The following is a 19,306-nucleotide window of genomic DNA, read 5'->3' as shown; positions in this document are numbered from 1 at the left end:
TGCAGCCTCTTGACAGATATTACAATATTGTGTTTATTCCCTGGTGGTAAAAGAATCTGTTCAGCAGTATAATCGAGTAGTCCTGTAAGAAAATACTGAAATTCAATTTCAAGAAGCGGAGAAACAAGTCATGAAGCCCATCTATTTGGACCACGCCGCCTCAACCCCGGTTCATCCGGAGGTGGCTAAGGTTATGTACAATATAATGATCGGAGAATACGGCAATGCGTCCAGTGTACATCAGTTTGGACGTTCCGCCAAAAAGATTATTAACGGTGCGCGCGATTCTATCGCGGGCTTTTTAGGCTGTGCGCCTGATGAATGGATCTTTACCAGCGGAGGCACGGAAAGCGATAATCTGGCCTTGTTCGGCGCTGCCGCCGGCACCGCAGAGAAAGGCAGGCACATCATTACTACAGCTGTTGAGCATCATGCAATTCTGCATACCTGCGCGGAATTGGAACGGCAGGGCTATTCCATCGCCTATCTGCCGGTAGATTCCACAGGGTTAGTTGCTGTTGCAGATGTTGAAGCAGCCCTGCGGGAAGATACCGTTCTGATCAGTGTGATGTTTGGCAATAATGAGGTTGGAACGGTACAGCCGATTGAGGAGATTGGGAGATTGGCCGCTGAACGTGGAATCCTGTTCCATGTTGATGCTGTACAAGCCCTCGGCATGCTGCCGATCAACCTGCTCGGGCTGCCGGTGGATTACATGAGCTTCACTGCCCACAAAATCAGCGGTCCGCAGGGCATAGGCGGCCTCTACGTACGCCGCGGTGCGCCGCTGCACCCCAGACAGCATGGGGGGTTGCAGGAGCGCGGCAGACGGGCCGGCACGGAGAGCCTGGCGGGTGCGGCGGGGTTTGCCAAAGCAGTGGAACTTGCGGTACTGGGCCTGACACAGAGGCAGGACCATGCTCTGCGGCTGCGAACCACACTGCTGCAGGAGCTCGACCGCCGGATCGGGCGGGACGCTTACGTGATCAACGGTAATACACAGCATTTTTTGCCGGGAATTCTAAATGTGAGCTTCCCGGGGGCGAGCACGGATGTGCTCCTGATGAACCTGGATATGGAGGGGATTGCTGCTGCCAGCGGTTCGGCCTGCACCTCGGGTTCGCTGGAAATTTCGCATGTTCTGCAGGCCATGAAACTTCCGGCAGAACTTTTACATTCTGCGATTCGTTTTAGCACAGGTTTGGGTAATACTAATGAAGAAATGGAGTACGTTGCCCAAAAAGTTGAAACTATTCTGAAACGGCTGCGTAAATAAGACCAGGGATTGCTACAGTCTTGTGTCTGTTTCAGTTTTTCACTTCTCTGGGAACTCGTAAGTATACTCAAAGTGAGGGGACTTAGCAGTCATGAAACTTCAGGATTTGATTGGCCTCACTATATATGAAGTTGAAGAAGGTAATGAAGTCGGCAAACTTGTCGATTGTTTACTCGATTCAAACTGGAATATTACGGGTATTGAACTGGAAAGCAAGTCTTTTTTCTCCAGTCATGTGAAAGTTGTGGCATGGGAAGACATTGTCGCTTATGGCGAAGATGCTATTATGATTCGCAGTAAAGAGTCGATTGTTAAGGCCGACACTGACCATATACCATATACTTTTCTTTTGGGAAAGAACAAACTGAAGGATTTGCAGGTACTGACTGCATCCGGAACGAACCTAGGACGAATATCCGATGTTTATTTTGACCAGAAGTTGGGAAACACAATAGTAGCGCTGGAAATCAGTGACGGGCTGGTAACTGATTTGATCGAAGGCCGCAAATGGCTGCCTTGTTCTGAAGGGATGTCCATTGGGGAGAATGCCGTACTGGTTCCCGCGATGAGCGAAGAACGGCTACAAAAAGCCATTAATATTGTTAACGGATAGGTGGAATGTATTATATGAAGTGTCCAAACTGTAACTCCAAGGATATCGGCAAGATCGGTTCACACCAGTTCTACTGCTGGGGCTGTTTCATCGAACTAACGGTCAACGGTGAGAAAATGTCGGTTTATCAGGTGGAAGAAGACGGCACACTCAGTTCGCTTGACGATCTGTTCTCGGGTGAGGATATTGCTCAGGATTTCCCCCAAATCCATGCATCCTCCTGATTTGAAACCTAATGATGCTCAACAAGAGTTACATAGATTCACCGCGCCTAATTCTCAGGCAGCTGCTGCAGCTGTCTGAGAATTAGGCTTTTTTCATTTTATGCGAAAGTTGCATCTTTGTTATACGCACTAAGGAATTGGTATGTTACCTGCAGCGGGCGGACTCTATACTGAAATCGACCGGCGGCAACGCCGGAAGTCTACATGTATTTACATAAGGGGGAATGTGAAGATGTACCGCAGGGGAATATCTAAGCTTCTGGTTACTGTTATGCTGCTGTCAGGTCTGCAGCTTCCGGGGAACATCGGACTCGCAAAAGCAGCCGGTCCGGAAGGGCTTCCCGGATCAGCAGTAAGCGTAAGCAGCATTAATGCGGCCGGAACGGCAAGGTTTGCCGATATGAAACAGCATTGGGCGGCGGAGGCGGCGGACAGGCTGGCAGCCGCCGGGATTCTGCAAGGTGACGGTCAGGGGCAATTTGGGCCCAGCCGGGCAGTCTCCCGCGCGGAGATGGCAGTTATACTGGGCCGGGTGTTTCGCTACACCGATTCGGGCAGTGCCGCTTTCAGTGATGTAAGCGCTTCTTCCTGGTATAGCAAGGATATTGGCGGGAGCAACGCAGCGGGTATTATCACGGGTTACGCGGACGGACGGTTTCAGCCGGAAGCCGCCGTAACGCGGCAGGATGTGTTAACGATGCTTGGACGGGCTTTCATGCTGGAAGCCGCCTCCCAAAATGTACTGGCCGCTCAGGCAGACGGGTCATCGGTCAGCGGCTATGCCAGGGAAGCAGTGAGCGCTATGCTTGACGCCGGTTATATTCGCGGCGACTCGGCAGGAAAGCTGAATCCGCAGGCTCCGATGACACGCGCCGAGCTGGCGGTGCTGCTCGGCCGGATGATCGGATGGATCAGTGCGGACGAAGGAAGCTATTCGATTGGTGAGGTGTCCGGCAATGTTATTGTCAACCGGGCGGACGTACGGATTGAAGGCGGATCGGTCAATGGAAATCTCTATGTGACTGCCGGAACGGGTGAGGGAGCAGTATCGTTTTCCGGACTCAAGGTGAAGGGTACCACACGTATCTCCGGAGGCGGCGGACATTCGGTGGTCTTTCACAAATCTTCCCTGGGGCAGACGATTGTAGACAAGGCCAAAGTGCCTGTGCGGCTCGTCCTGGAGGATGAAAGCTCCGCGGCCCGGATCGAATTGATCCATCCGGCCAAAGTTGAAATTGGGACCAGCTCAAGAGTGGATGCCCTGATTGTCGGTACCGGCGCTGCCGGATCAGAAATTGTGAACCGGGGGCACATAGGCTTGCTGGATCCAAAGGCGGGCAGTGTGCTTCTCAACGGCACAGCCCTCAAAACCGGAGAGACGCTTCGGGGCTTATCCGGCAGTGCAGCCTCACCGCAGGCCAGTGCTACGGCTGCCGCAGCCGGCGGTGGAACCGGAGGAGGAGTGACACCGTCACCGACGCCTGCAGCGACGGCCAGCGCCGCACCAACTGCAACGGCGGCGGCAAGCGCTACACCGGCTGCAACGGCGACGGCTACTCCGGCAACCAATAATGATCCCTGGGAGCTAGTCTGGAACGATGAATTCGACGGCAGCTCCATTGACGGAAACAAATGGAATGTACAGGATACCGGAACGGTATACAACAACGAACTGGAATATTACCATCCGGACAACGTTGCACTCGAAATGGAGAGCGGGCAGGGTGTGCTCGCACTGGAAGCACGGAAGGAAGCTTACGGCGGGAAAGAGTATACTTCCGGCAAGCTGACCTCCAAGATGAAGGGCGACTGGACTTACGGTAAATTCACGGTGCGTGCCAAGCTGCCGGTTCAGCAAGGCATGTGGCCGGCCATCTGGATGATGCCAACCGATGAAGAGAAGCAGTACGGACCTTGGCCTGGTAGCGGCGAGATGGACATTATGGAATTGACGGGACCGGTGGCCGGTGATACGGAGAAGGCTGATCTGTACCCGAGAACCGTGCATGGTTCGCTTCATTACGATATCCCGCACATGTCCCAATCCAAGACTTATGTTCTGCCCGAAGGCAAAACATTTGCTGACGATTATCATGATTTCACGCTTGAATGGCTTCCGGGCCTGATCCGGTATTACGTGGACGGTAAAATGTATTTTGAAACGAGCGATTGGGGGACAAAGGCAGAAGGCCAGCCGGATTACTATACTTATCCTGCGCCGTTTGACCGGCCGTTCTATATGATTCTCAATCTGGCGGTCGGCGGCGATTGGCCGGGCAACCCGGCTGCGGACTTCCAGTCAGATAAGATGTATGTCGATTATGTCCGGGTTTATAAGTATAAACAGCTGGATGAGTGGCCTGACGTAACGGGAAAGCGGCCAACAAAGCCCGAAACCTCTGATCCGCAGCGTCCTGTGCTTGCAGACGGGAACCAGATTTACAACGGTGATTTCAAAGGCGCCGCAGCAGCCGGCGGACTTCCGCAATACTGGGAATTAATCAAGAATGCAGGCGGTGCGGGCTCAGCTTCCGTCATCGAAGACAAGGATAAGGGTAAGGCAGTGAAGGTGGCTATCCAAGAGGCGGGAACCCAAAATTATTCCGTCCAGCTCACCCAAATGCCGCTTCTTCTGGAGAAGGGCAAAGCCTACAAAGTAACGTTTGATGCCAAAGCAGATGCGGTCCGTCCGGTGATGAGCAAGCTGACCGAATTCGGCGGCGGATGGACAGCGTACTCTAAAGAACGGAATTTCCAGCTTACCCCGGACTGGCAATCTTTTGAGTATACCTTTAACATGGCGCAGGCTACCGACAACAATGTCCGTTTTGAATTCAATCTCGGTCTAAACGATATTACGGCTTATTTCGCTAATGTCCGGGTAGTTGAGACCCAGCCCCTGCCGGTAGTCCGCACTCCGCTGGCTGACGGCAACCTCATTTACAATGGAGGGTTTGAGCTGGGAGAAGACAGGCTGGGCTATTGGAGATTTGCGGTTAAGCCGGAATCGGGAGCAGCGGCGGATGCTAAGGTAACCAATATCCTGGAGCTTCCGCTCATGAAACGGATATTCAGTGTACAAGTCGATAACACCGGTAAGTCGGCGGAGGATGTAATGCTTACGCAGACAGGTCTGCCTTTGTCTGCAGGAGGCGTCTATCAACTCTATTTCGATGCCCGGTCGGAACAGTCTCAGCCGATGGGTATTAAGCTTGAGGCCGGTGGCGGAGATACCCTCTATCCTGACGGATCATCGCTTACTCTAACGCCGGAATGGAAGAGCTACACAGCGGAGATCTCCATGTCCAGCTCTGCCGGCACCGAAGGTACATTATCATTCCTTCTTGGCCAGGCTGCCGGGCACACCGAGATCGATAATGTGCGTCTCGTCCGTATGGCCGAGCCGCCTGCATTAAACGGCTACCTGCATCTCCGGGGTGATCAGTACTCCGGGGCATCGGGAATCAGCCTGATGCCAAGCGGCGAAGGCGGTAAGGATATCACCGACATGGACAAGGGCGATTACGCGGAGTACAAAGTGGTTCTTCCTCAGGCGGCAAGCATAGTTCCTGTGGCCAGGGTATCCAGTGTACGGGCCGGTTCCGAACTGGAGCTGTCCGTTCTGGATGCCGGCAAGCGCAGTGTGGCGACAGCAGCCGTCTACAGCGCGGCTATCGGGGATACGGGAGGACTCCAATCCTACCGCACAGTCATCGGTGTGCCACTTGAGCTGCCTGCCGGAAGCTATTATTTCCGTCTTGAAGGCAGCGGCTACAACCTGGCTTGGCTGGATCTTTCTCGTGAGCTGGTGGTGAACGGCAGCTTCAGGGAGGCTTCGACCGAAGGCTGGACGCTGTTCAAGAAGGACTGGGTCGACAATGATCCGGTAAAGAATACTGTAATGACTGCCGAGCCTGGAGCGTTAAAGGTTGACCTTGGCGGCAGCGGTGACGAGGAATGGAATGTTCAGGTGAAGCAAGGCGCGATTCTGATGGAGCAAGGCAAGAAGTATTTGCTCCGCTTCGATGCGGAAGCATCCATAGCACGGCTGATCCGGGTACTGGTCCAGCATGACGGCTCGTCAGATAACGATTGGACTCCATATATGAACGAGACAGCGAGCCTGAGCGAAACCGGCGGACATTACGAATACCTGTTCACTGCCCCGGTAAGCGATCCCGCCGCCCTGCTTCAGTTCACTCTGGGTAAGGTGTCGGAGCTGATTGGAGCGCATAGTGTCAAGCTAAGCAATATTTCCCTGCTTCAGGTGAGTCCGGTGATGGCTGGTGAGGCTTATGGGGAGAATCTGATACCGAACGGAGACTTCTCGGCTCCGCTGCAGGGCTGGAGCAGCTATTCATCCGACAGCGGAGAATTGTCTATTGACAATGTAAATGGGGCGCTGCGCATGCAGGTAGGCTCCACAGGGTCGAACAGCTGGGACCGGCAGGTCTATTACGAGGGAGTAGCCTACAACGAAGGCAATCATTATACACTCACTTTTAAAGCCAAGGCAGAAGCAGCTCGCAAAATGAACATCAGCATCGGCTGGCTGGATGCCGCGAATAATTACACCTGGCATGGATATGCGAGCAAAGTGGTTGATCTTGGTACAGAATACAACACTTACACTTTAGAATTCGACGTTACCGGAGGGAGCACGTCCATCGGCCGCATTTCTTTTGAACTGGGAAATATTCCGGACGGAGGCACAGGCCATCTTGCGGTGGATGTCGATGATGTGGTGTTGCTGAACAACGGAACAATACCGGCACCTTGAGACAAGCTTAATAATTTGTTATCCAGGCTTGGGATTTGTTATATAGACGGGCAAGAAACGCTTTTATAATCAAGACATGGGGAACGGGCAACCGTTCTCCGCGATTTTCAAACGACAATGGGGGAGATTTATTTTGAAAAAGACAGCAGTATCAATCAGTGCACTGCTCATGGCATTTTCAGTAGTTGTCAGCGGGTGTGGAGGCAATAGCAATTCCACAAATGCGGCTAACAACGGAGGAGTGAAAGAAGAGTCGAGCGCAACTACGGCTCCTGCAACTTCAAAAGCTCCAAGCATGGAACCTGTTACACTGAACGCCTGGGTGATGCCGAACAGCCCGAAACCGGATGCGGACTTCCTGAAGACCATTGATCCCTACCTGAAAGAGCATCCGAATGTCTCCGTCAAGGTAACGGTACTTGACTGGGGTTCTGCCTGGACTAAGATCACAACGGCGGCAACAAGCGGCGAAGGCCCGGATCTGCTTCAACTGGGTAGCACCTGGGTACCGGCAATTGCCAGCATGGGCGGTATTGATAAAGTGACTGACAAAGTTGCTGATGTGGGCGGCGCAGAAGCCTTCTTGCCGGCTATCTGGAAAACAACCTCCATCGCAGGCGACAGTGAAGTATACGGAGTGCCTTGGTTCGTAGATGCACGTGCGATTTACTACCGGACGGATGTATTCAAGCAAGCCGGTGTTGACACAGCAACAGCTTTTAAGGATTGGGATTCCTTCAAAAGCGCGCTGCAAGCGGTCAACGGACAGACGGTTGACGGGAAGAAGATCGCCGCACTCGGACTTCCGGGTAAAAACGACTGGAACGTAGTGCATAATATCTTCCCTTGGATCTGGGCTGCAGGCGGCGACGTTCTGTCGGAAGATAACAAAAACGTAACCTTCAACGAAGACAAAGGGCTTGATGGGGTTATGTACTACACAGGACTCGCAGCGGAAGGCCTTGTTGACAAGGCATCGCTTGAAAAGAACTCGTCGCAGATCGAGGGTGACTTCGGTGATGGCAAATCGGCCGTAATTATCTCCGGCCCATGGCTTGCGAAGAACTTTGCGACACCAAAAGCAAACGGCGGTATGGATGACAAGAAAGCAGCGAAAAACTTCGCGGTTGCTCCGCTTCCAGCCGGTCCCGGCGGACAAGCTACCTTTGTCGGCGGCAGTGAATTGACCGTATTCAGCGGCTCGAAGAATAAGGAAGCTACTTGGGAGCTTATTAAATACCTGACCGCTGATGAAGCGCAGAAGGCCTATGCTGCCGTATCCGGTCAGCTTCCAGCCAGACTGTCTCTTCTGGAATCGCCAGATCTGGATGCCAACATGAAAGCATTCTCGGAAGCAACCAAATACGGAAGAACCTATCCGGCTATTCCGCAATGGGGACCTACAGAAACAGCACTGCAAAAGCATTTTGCCAACGTCTGGGATATCGTTGCCGGCGTGAAGGGCAAGTACAGTAGAGAAAGCGTCAAGGAAGAGCTGGATTCTGCAGCAGCTGAAGTCAAAGCTATTATTAACCAATAGGATCTTGGGATGCCGCCGCGCGCAGGGTGCGGCGGCTCTTCTATTAGCAAAGTGAGGGATAAGAGATGGGACTCCATACTGAAAAAAATCTTCCCGTAAAAGCGGCCGCAAGCAAACGCGCAGTGTGGCGCAAGCGGGTTAGAGATAATAAATTTGCTTATATGCTGATGGTTCCGACCATCATTTTCATGTTGCTGGTGCATCTGCTCCCGATGATTCAGGGATTCTGGATGTCCTTTTTGAAGCTGAACCAATTTACGTTGGGCAAATATTTGAAGGCACCTTTTGTAGGGATAGACAATTATGTTGGACTGTTGTTCAATTCCGATAATCCGGTCCGCCAAGGGTTGAATTTCGCCATTCGCAACACGGCCATTTACGCGGTCATCGTGACGATTGGTGTAATGGTTATGGGCCTAATGATGGCCATGCTGCTGAACCGTGATTTTCCCGGCCGCAGTATTGCCCGTACAGCAATGTTGCTTCCATGGGTTGTACCGTCTTATGTTGTCGGTGTACTCTGGGGCTTCATGTGGCAGCAAAACGGTATTATCAACTATTTCCTGGTTGACGTTCTGCATCTCTATGCAGAGAAGCCTTTCTGGCTGCTTGGACCGAATACGATTTGGGCGATCATTATCCCGACCATCTGGCGAGGCTGGCCGTTCCTTATGGTTATTTTCCTGGCTGGACTTCAGACGATTCCGGAAGATATCTACGAAGCGGCAACCATTGACGGTGCGGGCAAATTCCGCCAGTTCTGGAATATGACGCTGCCGATGCTTAAGCCGGTTATTGCCGTACAGCTTTTATTCCAAATTATTAACAACGTCTACTCCTATAACATCGTTTCCACGATGTTCGGCAACGGTGCCGGATATCCAGGGGAATGGGGCGACCTCCTGATGACAGCTTTGACCCGCCAATCCTTCGGTTATTGGTCCTTCGGTTCAGGTTCTGCCGCTTCAATCATGCTGATGTTTGCCATGCTGATGATCGTCGGCGTTTGGTACCGCGCTTTTAGAACGGAGTTGAATACACAATGAGTACACATCGTAAACGTTCTGTCAGTTCGTTCCTGCTGACTTCAGTAACCTGGCTTATCGTTCTATTGACGATATTCCCAATCTTGTGGATGGTCTTCACCTCACTGCACTCCAATGATCAAATTCTGAACGGGATCACTACCTTCAGCCTGCCGAAGCCGCAGTGGGTCAATTATATCAATATGTGGGATACAGTTAACTTTGCCGTCTATTTCCGCAACAGCCTTCTGATCTGCGGTGCGACGACTCTGCTTGCCGGTACCTTTGCTGTACTGGCCGGATATGCACTGGCCCGGTTTGATTTTCCGGGATCGAAGCTGTTCAGCATGAGTATCATATCCACCCAGTTGATTCCGGGGATTATGTTCCTGTTCCCGATCTATCTGATGTTCCTGTGGATCAAGAATACATTCGGCTTGCCGATGATCAACACGTACTGGGGAATGATTCTCGTCTATACGGCGTTCTATACCCCGATCAGTATCTGGATTATGCGCAGCTTCTTTGTCTCGATTCCAAGAGATTTGGAAGAATCAGCTACCATTGACGGCTGTACGAAATTCCAAGCCTTTTACAAAATTATTCTGCCGCTGTCTCTGCCCGGGATCATTGCGACAGGTATCTTTATCTTCCTTACGGCTTGGGATGAGCTTCTCTTCGCCTGGGTACTTACGACCAGTTCGGATGTACAGACCATTCCAGTCGGCATCCGCCTGTTTGTCGGCCAGTACAATACCCGTTATGACCTGCTGATGGCCGCTTCTACTGTAGTAACGGTACCGGTTATGGTGATATTTTTCATGACGCAGAAATACTTTATTAGCGGTATGACCGCGGGGGCCGTCAAGGGCTGATCCGCAGCATGCCAGGAAAGGAAAGAGCAATCATGCTAAAACTTACTACCGCAAGAGAAGCAGCGGCTTCGGCCGAAGACATCCTCAGGCAGGCGTTCGCTGACCGGATAGGAGCTGGCGCGCACGTTAGTGCCCTCTTCACCGATTCGGAACGCCGGGGGGCTGTGGGCATAGCCGGTTTGCCGATTCGGGTGCCTGCCATTCAGGAGCTGCTCAAGCTGCCCGCCTTGGCTGCGCTGCTGCCGGCTGATGCCGGCGCATCGGCGCTATTCACAATAACCGGTGATGGCGCGGGACTGTCGTTGTATATCCGGCACGCCGGAAGGGAGGAAGAGAGCGCTGAAATACCGGAGACCACCGCAAGGGAAGCGCTGGCGCAACTGCAAGCCGCACCCGGCTGGGCCGGGTCGCTTAACACGGAGGGAGAGCATATCATTGATTTGCGCTCACCCGTGCCGGGTCCGCATTTCGCGGTCAATCTGCTGCTGGGCAACCGTCTGCAGTTCTCCCATCCGCTCCAGACTACACCGAAGAGTGTTGTAGACCGGTTCGGCGGCGGGAGCTTCCGCTCCCACGCGGCAACCCAGGTGCTGGCTACCCGTTGGGATATGCGTCAGGAAGAGAACGGCTTCCCGGCCAACCGGCAGTTTTATTTGTTCGAAAACGGGAAGCAGATCTTCTACTCCGCAGACCCCGGAGATGAAGGGATTGAATCGGCGGTCTGCCGGCATTCCCAGAATTCAACCGTAATCACCTACCGTACGCATTGCAGATTGGAAATTATACGCACGATCTTTATCCTGCCCCACTCCGAAGGTCTGCCTCTGGCTACCGAAATGCAGCGGATAGAGATTGTGAATCACGGAGAAGGCGGCCGCCGTCTCCGGCTTGTCTACACCGGAATGTTCGGTTCCGCTGCTCCGGGTGCACTGTTCGAGGATGTGCTGTACAGCAATGTCATCATGCAGGGCGGCGTGCTTCAGGATTCCTCGGGAGCAGTGGCGGCCATCAGTCCCGATTATTATCCGGAAGGCGGACGTCACGACCTGCGCTTCCACACGATGATCGTTCACGGCGCCGAAGGACCGGTGCTGCCGCGCGAATATTGTGTCAGCTACAATGAGTTCGTCGGTACAGGCTCGCTGCACCGGCCGGCCGGTGCGCTCAAACTGAGCAGCATTCTGCACCGCAAGGGACCGGGCTTCTTCGCTGTAGCCGGTGAGGTTCATATAACAGCCGGCAGCGCGGTAACTGTCGACCAGTTGACCGGACTTGTCTCCGACAAGAGCGGTGCGCCTTGGAACGACACGGTACTGGCGGACGAGGTGGGGGCCTTGGTTGCCCGTTTCTCCGACCGCAGCGCTGCGGAATCGGCGCTGGCGGAATCGTCCGGCTTCGTGCGGGAGTATGGCAAGTTCCTGCAGGTATCCTCCGGTGACGGGGATTTTGATGTGTTTGTCAACCGCAACCTGCCGTTTCAGGTGCTCTACCAGACGTTTGTCTCCCGTTCCTTTTGCCAGACACAGAAGGGGTACCGGGAAATTGGTTTCCGCGAAATCCAGGATTTGTACGCCTCGATGTATTATTTCGTCGGTATGGGAAGAAGCAGCCTGGTGAAGAGTCTGCTGAAAGAATGGACCGGTATGGTGTTCGAGCTGGGCTATGCTTATCACAATTTCTTCTGGATCGGCAAGGAGCCGGGCAAATGGTCCGACGACGCACTATGGCTTGTTCAAGCGGTCTACCGCTATGTAATGCTCACAGGAGATCTGAAATTCCTGGACGAGTCCTGCCCGGTGGCGGGGCAAGATACCAGCCGCCCGGTATTCGAGACTTTGAAGGCGATCATTGTATATTCAGGGCGGATTTCAGTCGGCCGCCACGGTCTTCCGTTGCTGGATTTCGCAGACTGGAACGATTGCCTGAAGCTCGACGATACGTATCTCAACGGCCCGGCCAAGGAAGAACGCTATCGGAAGCAGCTACAAGCAGGCGGAGTCTTCGGCGATCCGCTGAATAGCGATTATTCCGAGAGCGTCATGAATGCTTTCCTGCTGAAGGTAGCGGTGGATGAATTGTCCGTACTGGCTGCGCGGAAGGGAGAGCAGGACTATGCCGCGGAGCTGGACCGCTTCGGGGCAGAGCTGCGGGGACGTATTCAATATCATGCCTGGAAGGATAACTTCTTCGCGCGCGTGCTGTTCAACCGGTATGAGAACGGCGAATACACCTATTTGGGAGCCGCCGGGGATGGTCTGTCTTCAGATCCGGCAAGTGACGGTTCTTACTTCCTGAACTCCTTCAGCTGGAGCATCTTGTCCGGCTGTGCGGATGAAGCGCAGATCACTGTGATGCTGGACACAATGAAGGAACATCTGATGACCCCATTTGGGCTGAAGCTGGTTTCACCTGTGGCACTGGGACGGGTGTCCTCTCACACGGCTTCGGACGAATACTTTCCGGGTGACCGGGAGAACGGCGGCGTGTTCAAGCATGCCTGCATGATGGCCGCTGCAGCCATGTTCAAGGGAGCCAAGGAAGTATCAGATGCGAAGCTTGCTGCCGAGTTGGGCCGCTTTGGCTACTGGCTGCTGGACCGGATCATGCCGTTTAAGACGATGGAAGATCCGTTCGCTATCTGCGGGAATCCGCGATTCTGCACCCAATACAACAACAGCGAGACGGGTGAGAACGTCGGTCCGATGCTAAGCGGTACATCGACCTGGCTCACCCTCTCGCTGATGGAAGCGCTGGGTATTGAATATACGGCGCAAGGCATTAAGCTTAATCCGATCCTGCGGGAAGAGCAGACCGACTTCGCCTACACCCTGAAGCTCGGCGGCTCCTCATACCGGATTACGATCAGCAAGCCGGAGGGCTTCCGCCGGATACAAGACGGAACAGCCTGCCTGTCGCTGGATGGCCGGGCGCTTGAGGAAGGTCTTGTGCCGACGGCGGATGATGGCCTCTCCCATGAGGTGGAACTGCGATTTGAAGGCTAAGATCGTTATAACGCCCGGTCGCGGAACTCTTGCGGGGTCATGCCGGCGTATTCCTTGAAGAGCTTAATGAAATAATGAGCGTTGGAGTAACCTAGCTCAGCGGAAACTTCATAAATTTTCAGCGGCGTATGGATCAGCAGATACGCCGCTTTTTCCATCTTTATCTGGCTGATATAGTCGCTGATTCGCTTGCCTGTCTCCAGCTTGTACATTTTGGACAAGTACACCGGGTGCATCTGGACATGATCGGCGATGGCCTGGAGCGAGACGTAATGCAGATTGTTGTTGATATATTCATGAACGTTCTGAATCAGGACAGTCCGGCTATTCAGGCGTTCCGATTCAAAATGCTCTCTCAGCAGAACGATGACCTCAAGCGCCCATTCCCGCAGCTTGTCCGGCGTCTGGAAGGGAGCTTGCTCCAGCAGCGGATTGCCTACAATCTCACTCAGCATTTTGTTGTTCTTGTGGGCGAAATAATAGAATGCCGTCTCCAGATGCAGGCGGGCTTCATGAATGTGCTCCAGTGAGCGGTCGGGATTCCGGACCAGCTCCGAAGTAATGGCATTGAGCTTGTCTTCGATACCCTGCCAGTTGTTTGCTTCGAACATATGAAAGAGCAGCGGAGGCTCATAGAGCGGCTGGAGAATCTCTACAGGCTGGGAACCGCTGGTGTCCGTTACATCCAGATAAATACCTGTTTCGCTGCCGATATGCTGGCGGATGGCCGTAATGGCGGATTGATAGAGCGAATAGACCTGGTCAGGGAATTCTCCCCAGCCTGTGGTTACAACGGAGAGGCCGCCTCCAATCAGCGTGCTGACATGGTTCTGCAACTGATAGGCTGCCTGCGCGACATCATACCCCGGATTACCGCCGGGTTCAATGTCATCCCTGGGCTGCAGCAAAAATATGAGATAATCATGCACATCCTTGCACGACCAGATGTGGAAATGGTCTTGGAACAGCTCCTGTGCGATATTGATGATCGCGTATTCGAACAGCAGCATGCTGCGCATGTCCTGCTGGCGGAAGAATTCCTCCGGTCTGACGACTGCGAGGCATACCTGCAGGTCGGTCCGCAGCGGCAGATCGAACTGGGCCAGCCGCTCTTGCAGCTGCTGTCCGGACAGCTTCCGTCCCTGGAGCAGCTCACTAAGCAGGCGGTCCCGCAGGAGAGGAAGATGCTCGCGGAAGGTCTGCATCGTCCGCTGATAGGAGGACCATGTTTCCCATTCTGTACGGAGCTCCTCCTGGAGCTTAACGATGACGTCGATTAGCTGGTTATTTGCAATTGGCTTAAGTAGGTAGGCGCTGGCCTGCTCTTCTATCGCCTTACGGGCATATTCAAATTCGGCATAACCGGTCAGCATGACAACCCGGATATGCTTCCAGCGGCTGCGGATGGACGCGATCAGTTCAATGCCCGAGATTTCCGGCATATTGATGTCAGTGACTACAATGTCGATAGGATAGCGCTGAAGCAGCTCCAGCGCTTCGTACCCGGAGTAGGCTTTGTGAACCTGTTCGAACCCCATTTCCGCCCAAGGAAGCGAGATGGATAAATCATCAACAACATAGGGTTCATCATCAACCAGCAGAATTTGGTGCATCGTTTTCCTCTTTCTTCTCCATACGGAGTGTGATTTTTAGACCGCCGTCAGGTGAAGAGGCGATCAGAAGGCCGGAAGAATCATCATAATGAGACTTAAGACGCTGCTGGATATTCCATAGTCCGCAGCCTCCGTCCTCCCGCCGCGATTCGGATATTCTGGCATACAGAGAGGCAATCTCCTCCTCGGTCATACCGGCTCCGTTGTCCTCAACGGTGACTGTGACTGCTTCAGGCGTTTGGCTGGCGGTGATCCGGATGAAGCCCTGGCCGATTTTTTTCTCAATGCCATGGATGATACTGTTCTCGACTAAGGGTTGAATCAGCAGCCGGGGGATTTGCAGACCAAGCAAATCATCGGCAATATCCATCTCATAATGGATGCGCTGTTTCCGCAAATTCTGAATTTCCAGGTAATTCTCCAGCAGCTTCAGTTCATCTTGAAGCGTTGTGAGGGAATGGTCGACTTTGGTGATGTAGCGGTAATACTCGCCAAGATTAAGCGCCATCGCCTCCACCGAATCCGTATCGCCGACAACGGCCTTGCTCTTGATGAAGAACAGGCAATTGTATAGAAAGTGCGGATTGATCTGTGATTGAAGCTGCTTCAAGTGAGCGTCCTTGGCCCGGATCTGTTCCAGATAGACCTGCTCAATTAGCGATTGAATCTTTTCTGCCATCTCGTTAAACTCTTCGTTGAGCATCGTGAACTCAGGATTAGTCTTGGCATGAATACGGGTAGACCAGCGTCCTTCCTTCATTCTGTTAAGGGAGCGCAGCAAGAGGCTTACCGGACGCTGAACTTGGCGGTAGAGCTGCAGCGAGAACAGCAGGCTCATGACCAAAAGGATGGCCGATCCTGTCAGGAAGGAATAGCGGCTGCTCCGGATCGGCTGAAGAATCTGCTTCAGCGGCGAATAATGCACTACCTGCCAATTGATGGCAGAGGATGGGACTGAACTGACAAGGAAGCTGCCTCCCTTAAGGCTAAAGATTTCTGATGTTCCTTGACCGGTCGAAGAAGTCAGCGTTGCAACGATCTGCTTCGCCATTTCAGGGTCGGTATTGCGGGAAAGAATCACCCCGAAAGATGGATTAAACAGGAAAGTGTCGCCCTTGTTTTGCGACTGGTAGGCATCGAACAACCGTTCAATATTGGATACAGGAAAATACATCGACAACAGGAGTCCCGCCTCGCTGGGCACATTTCTTCTCTCGATAGGATCCGACAGCAGCAGGCGGAAGCCCGCTTCAGCACTGCCCTTGTCCTCCGGGATATACTCCCAGCCCGCAGGCAAAGGCTTCTTCAGTACGGAGAAATCAAAGGAAAGAGAAGAATCCGAGCCAAGGGTCTCGCCGCTCAGCGGCTTGTACAGGACAATCCGGTTCTCCCATGTACTGGAGCTGGTCTGAAGGGAAAGCTTCTCCAGCACGGTCATAATGGTCTGGGCAGGATCAATGAGATGGCCCAGTTGCCGGATCTGCTCATAGTCGCGGACGGTCGGATCTCTCTGCAGCGCATACATGCTGCCTGCTAATTGGTTGATATTGTTGTCCAGCTGTTGGGTCAGGAACTCCAGATGATTCAAGTCGGTCGTCTTAATCTGATTGGTAATGACGCCGATATCCTTTCGGTATGACAAACCGTAGAATAAGAGCGTAACCGAAATGAGAGAGAGAAGAATGGCAAGCATTTTAATGAATAGGTTCGGCCGCCGGGTCATAAGATCATCCTTTACAAAGACTTCAATCTATTAAAAGCAGTGTATCACACGATGCTGAAGACGATTGTGATACAATCGGTTCAACTCCCCAGTATTTTACGAAAAGCAGGTGTTCCATGAAAATCCGTGTATCGCTATTCATACTGCTCCTGACGTTGTCGGGTTGCGGCTTCCAGAGCACCGGCGAAAGTCTCCCGGAAGCTTCCCAGGAGAGCTTAACGCCTCATTTCGAAGTCAGTGAAGGCAGATATATTCCTTCTGTAGATCTGTATACAGTAGGCTCCGTCAACCCCAATCTGACCTTTAAGAAGGGCGAAAGCCTGGAACATAACGTGCATACGACATGGGCTGAGGAACGGCTGGGTATCCGCATCCGTTATCTATGGACCATCTCCGGCACCTCCGAGACCTATGCCAACAAGCTGAGGCTTGAACTGGCCAAAGGCAATATGCCCGATGTTGTAACGACAAGGGATGCCGATATCATCCAGGAACTGATTGATTCCGGGCAGTTCATGGAAATAGGCAGTTTATTTGAAAAATATGCTTCCGCGGTGTGGAAGAAGGCCGTGGCCGAGGACCCCTCGGCGTGGGATCCCTTCGTGCGGGACGGACACAAGTATGCAATTCCAATCATGGACTATGAATATAACTCCGATCCGCTGCTCTGGATCCGCCAGGATTGGCTGGACAAGCTGAATCTGGCAGCCCCGCGGACTCTGGACGAACTGGAACGGGTCATGGATGCCTTTGTTAACCGGGACCCGGACGGCAACGGTCTTAAGGATACTTACGGCCTCGCAGTCGGCTTCAGGAATGGTGCCAATACCTGGATGGGCGACAGCAGCTGGATTTTTGGCGCGTTCGGCACGGTTCCTGAGCAATGGAACCGCCGGAGCGACGGAACACTGGAATACGGGTCCGTGCTGCCAGGCGCCCGGAAGGCTGTCGCACTCATGAAGCATTGGGTGGGGCAAGGATACTTGTCCACCGACAGTGCATGGCTGGATGAAGAAGGCGCCGCCAATCTGTTCGTTTCGGGCAAGGCCGGCATCATTGCCGGTCCGTACTGGATGCGCGGGTGGCCCTTATCCTTCCTGACCGATACAGACCCGCAGGCACGCGTCCAGGCTGTCGCCATACCTTCCGGACCGGACGGCACCGCCATGAGAAGAGGCACCTTGCCTGTCAACGGTGCTATTCTGATTAACAAGAAGATGAAGCATCCTGAAATCTTCTTTACCTATCAGAATTATTTGTTTGATTCATACGCTACCTCGACCGGCGAATTCGTCAATGGTCTTGCAGAGGGATATGATTGGACCATCGTCGACGGCAGTCCGACCATTATGCCTTCTGCTCTGCCGATGGGCGGCATCCGGGTCGCTTCTTACACGCTGACCTTCGATGGAGCGAGAATTCCTTCCAAGGTCATCAAGGAAATTCCGGAGGACATAGCTCCCGTGCTGCTCGGCCAGAAGGAGGCTTCCCGTAAGGAGCAGTTCACTGGACCGCCAACCGTGACGATGAAGAGCGCCGGGGAGCTACTGAAAAAGCTGGAACAAAAAAGCTATCAAAAAATCATCTTTGCGGACAGCGGCATCGGGGAATTTGACGAATTTGTCGGCAAATGGAGAGCCTACGGGGGATTAACCGAAACCTCAGAGGTCAATGCCTGGGACCGCAGCCGCCACTAATTGCCGCAGGGACAAGAAACCGCCTTGATTAAGGCGGTTTCTTGTCGGAATGGCGCCGGGAATTTTTACTCGCCCGACGCTTGATCCGGAATATAGCGGAACTGGTCATAGTAAGCGTGGAGCGGGACCTTGCCGTCAAACGGCTCCAGCCAGGAGTCCACACCGGTTCCGTTCCAGAGGTTCATCATCATGCGGCCCGGGGTGGAGGGGATGTTCTCGGTGGCTGTGTGAACGGGCCGGCCGTCGATGTACCAGGTAATGGAATCCCTCTTCCAGTCGAAGGCGTACCAGTGGAATTCCTGTGAGGCGTCAAAGCCGAGGTCAATCACCTGCTCGTGCCCCCCTGTTCCGTCAGTGAAGTAATTAAGCTGGACCTGCCGTGTATTTTTGCCCAAAAATTCAATGTCGATTTCGTCCCAAGGCTCGCCTTCCGAGGGGCCGGTATAAGTGAAGAAAGAGGACACCACACCTGGATGGGCCGCCGGCTTCATCCGGATTTCATACCGGCCATAGCTGTACTTGTCCAGCGAACGGTACTCTGCACCGTCGTACTCTCCCGGAGACGGGCTGGTGAGCGACAGGGTCATGAGGCCATTCCCGGCGAAAGAAACGTTGTCCTCGCGCCAGGTGCAGTTGAACATATCTCCATTAGAATAGCCATCCGTTTTCTTCCAGAACTCCGTGTTGAATGTGGTGAAATTGTCTTTGACGCTCCCGGCTTCTGAGCCGGATGCTGAAGTGAAAGCCCATATTCCCCATACAGCGGCCGAGAGAGCTGCAACCGCTGCGAATGTTTGGATTAACCTGCTGCGTATCAAACCTGTTCCTCCTGTGATGTTTTCTTGCTAATATCGTACTGAATGACGGCTGCAGCCGCCATACCAATGTGTCAATCCGGATAACAAATTCTGAAGATAACGGTTTTGAACAGATGCAAA

Annotated in this window: 12 protein-coding genes; 9 read left to right on the top strand and 3 right to left on the bottom strand. The window is 53.3% G+C overall.

Annotated elements, in window-relative coordinates; genetic code table 11:
- Positions 1-130 precede the first annotated feature (130 nt).
- From QU597_RS21875 to QU597_RS21840, 8 genes are all read left to right on the top strand, one after another.
- Positions 131-1,276: a cysteine desulfurase family protein gene (locus QU597_RS21875; RefSeq protein WP_310829809.1), complete on the top strand. Its 1,146-nt coding sequence runs from the start codon at positions 131-133 to the stop codon at positions 1,274-1,276.
- A gap of 91 nt (positions 1,277-1,367) precedes the next feature.
- Positions 1,368-1,889, top strand: a complete 522-nt coding sequence (locus tag QU597_RS21870; RefSeq protein WP_054941856.1) for a PRC-barrel domain-containing protein — start codon at positions 1,368-1,370, stop codon at positions 1,887-1,889.
- Between the two features lie 14 nt (positions 1,890-1,903).
- The gene (locus QU597_RS21865) at positions 1,904-2,113 is read left to right on the top strand and encodes a YrzR-like zinc ribbon domain (protein ID WP_054941855.1); all 210 of its coding nucleotides are present in this window, start codon (positions 1,904-1,906) and stop codon (positions 2,111-2,113) included.
- A 232-nt stretch (positions 2,114-2,345) separates the two neighbouring features.
- The gene (locus tag QU597_RS21860; protein ID WP_310829808.1) at positions 2,346-6,893 is read left to right on the top strand and encodes a carbohydrate binding domain-containing protein; all 4,548 of its coding nucleotides are present in this window, start codon (positions 2,346-2,348) and stop codon (positions 6,891-6,893) included.
- A gap of 133 nt (positions 6,894-7,026) precedes the next feature.
- Positions 7,027-8,433, top strand: coding sequence for a sugar ABC transporter substrate-binding protein (locus QU597_RS21855; protein WP_310829807.1), 1,407 nt, complete (start codon positions 7,027-7,029; stop codon positions 8,431-8,433).
- A 65-nt stretch (positions 8,434-8,498) separates the two neighbouring features.
- Entirely contained in the window at positions 8,499-9,479 is a 981-nt protein-coding gene (locus QU597_RS21850) for a carbohydrate ABC transporter permease (protein WP_310829806.1), read from the top strand.
- Positions 9,476-10,333, top strand: a complete 858-nt coding sequence (locus QU597_RS21845; RefSeq protein ID WP_310829805.1) for a carbohydrate ABC transporter permease — start codon at positions 9,476-9,478, stop codon at positions 10,331-10,333. The genes QU597_RS21850 and QU597_RS21845 overlap by 4 nt, the downstream gene beginning before the upstream one ends.
- A gap of 32 nt (positions 10,334-10,365) precedes the next feature.
- The gene (locus QU597_RS21840; RefSeq protein WP_310829804.1) at positions 10,366-13,335 is read left to right on the top strand and encodes a GH36-type glycosyl hydrolase domain-containing protein; all 2,970 of its coding nucleotides are present in this window, start codon (positions 10,366-10,368) and stop codon (positions 13,333-13,335) included.
- Between the two features lie 5 nt (positions 13,336-13,340).
- Here QU597_RS21840 and QU597_RS21835 read toward each other — a convergent pair whose 3' ends face one another.
- Both QU597_RS21835 and QU597_RS21830 read right to left on the bottom strand, forming a co-directional pair.
- On the bottom strand, positions 13,341-14,948 hold the full coding sequence (locus QU597_RS21835) for a response regulator (protein WP_310829803.1): 1,608 nt from the start codon (positions 14,946-14,948) through the stop codon (positions 13,341-13,343).
- Positions 14,926-16,671, bottom strand: a complete 1,746-nt coding sequence (locus QU597_RS21830; protein ID WP_310829802.1) for a sensor histidine kinase — start codon at positions 16,669-16,671, stop codon at positions 14,926-14,928. The genes QU597_RS21835 and QU597_RS21830 overlap by 23 nt, the downstream gene beginning before the upstream one ends.
- Before the next feature lie 116 nt (positions 16,672-16,787).
- On the opposite strand from QU597_RS21830, the gene QU597_RS21825 reads away from it, so the two are divergent.
- Positions 16,788-18,368 (top strand): extracellular solute-binding protein, encoded by a 1,581-nt coding sequence (locus QU597_RS21825; protein WP_310829801.1) that lies wholly within the window; start codon positions 16,788-16,790, stop codon positions 18,366-18,368.
- A gap of 65 nt (positions 18,369-18,433) precedes the next feature.
- On the opposite strand, the gene bglS is transcribed toward QU597_RS21825, so the two are convergent.
- Positions 18,434-19,120: a beta-glucanase gene (bglS, locus tag QU597_RS21820; RefSeq protein WP_310833382.1), complete on the bottom strand. Its 687-nt coding sequence runs from the start codon at positions 19,118-19,120 to the stop codon at positions 18,434-18,436.
- Between the last annotated feature and the right edge of the window lie 186 nt (positions 19,121-19,306).

Source organism: Paenibacillus pedocola (genome assembly GCF_031599675.1).
In the GTDB taxonomy this organism is placed as follows: domain Bacteria; phylum Bacillota; class Bacilli; order Paenibacillales; family Paenibacillaceae; genus Paenibacillus_AQ; species Paenibacillus_AQ pedocola.
This window is presented reverse-complemented; position numbering and strand designations above follow the sequence as displayed.

Coding starts and splice junctions, on each gene's coding strand:
- QU597_RS21875 (WP_310829809.1), top strand. CDS start 131: ATGAAGCCCATCTATTTGGACCACGCCGCCTCAACCCCGGTTCATCCG.
- QU597_RS21870 (WP_054941856.1), top strand. CDS start 1,368: ATGAAACTTCAGGATTTGATTGGCCTCACTATATATGAAGTTGAAGAA.
- QU597_RS21865 (WP_054941855.1), top strand. CDS start 1,904: ATGAAGTGTCCAAACTGTAACTCCAAGGATATCGGCAAGATCGGTTCA.
- QU597_RS21860 (WP_310829808.1), top strand. CDS start 2,346: ATGTACCGCAGGGGAATATCTAAGCTTCTGGTTACTGTTATGCTGCTG.
- QU597_RS21850 (WP_310829806.1), top strand. CDS start 8,499: ATGGGACTCCATACTGAAAAAAATCTTCCCGTAAAAGCGGCCGCAAGC.
- QU597_RS21845 (WP_310829805.1), top strand. CDS start 9,476: ATGAGTACACATCGTAAACGTTCTGTCAGTTCGTTCCTGCTGACTTCA.
- QU597_RS21840 (WP_310829804.1), top strand. CDS start 10,366: ATGCTAAAACTTACTACCGCAAGAGAAGCAGCGGCTTCGGCCGAAGAC.
- QU597_RS21835 (WP_310829803.1), bottom strand. CDS start 14,948: ATGCACCAAATTCTGCTGGTTGATGATGAACCCTATGTTGTTGATGAT.
- QU597_RS21830 (WP_310829802.1), bottom strand. CDS start 16,671: ATGACCCGGCGGCCGAACCTATTCATTAAAATGCTTGCCATTCTTCTC.
- QU597_RS21825 (WP_310829801.1), top strand. CDS start 16,788: ATGAAAATCCGTGTATCGCTATTCATACTGCTCCTGACGTTGTCGGGT.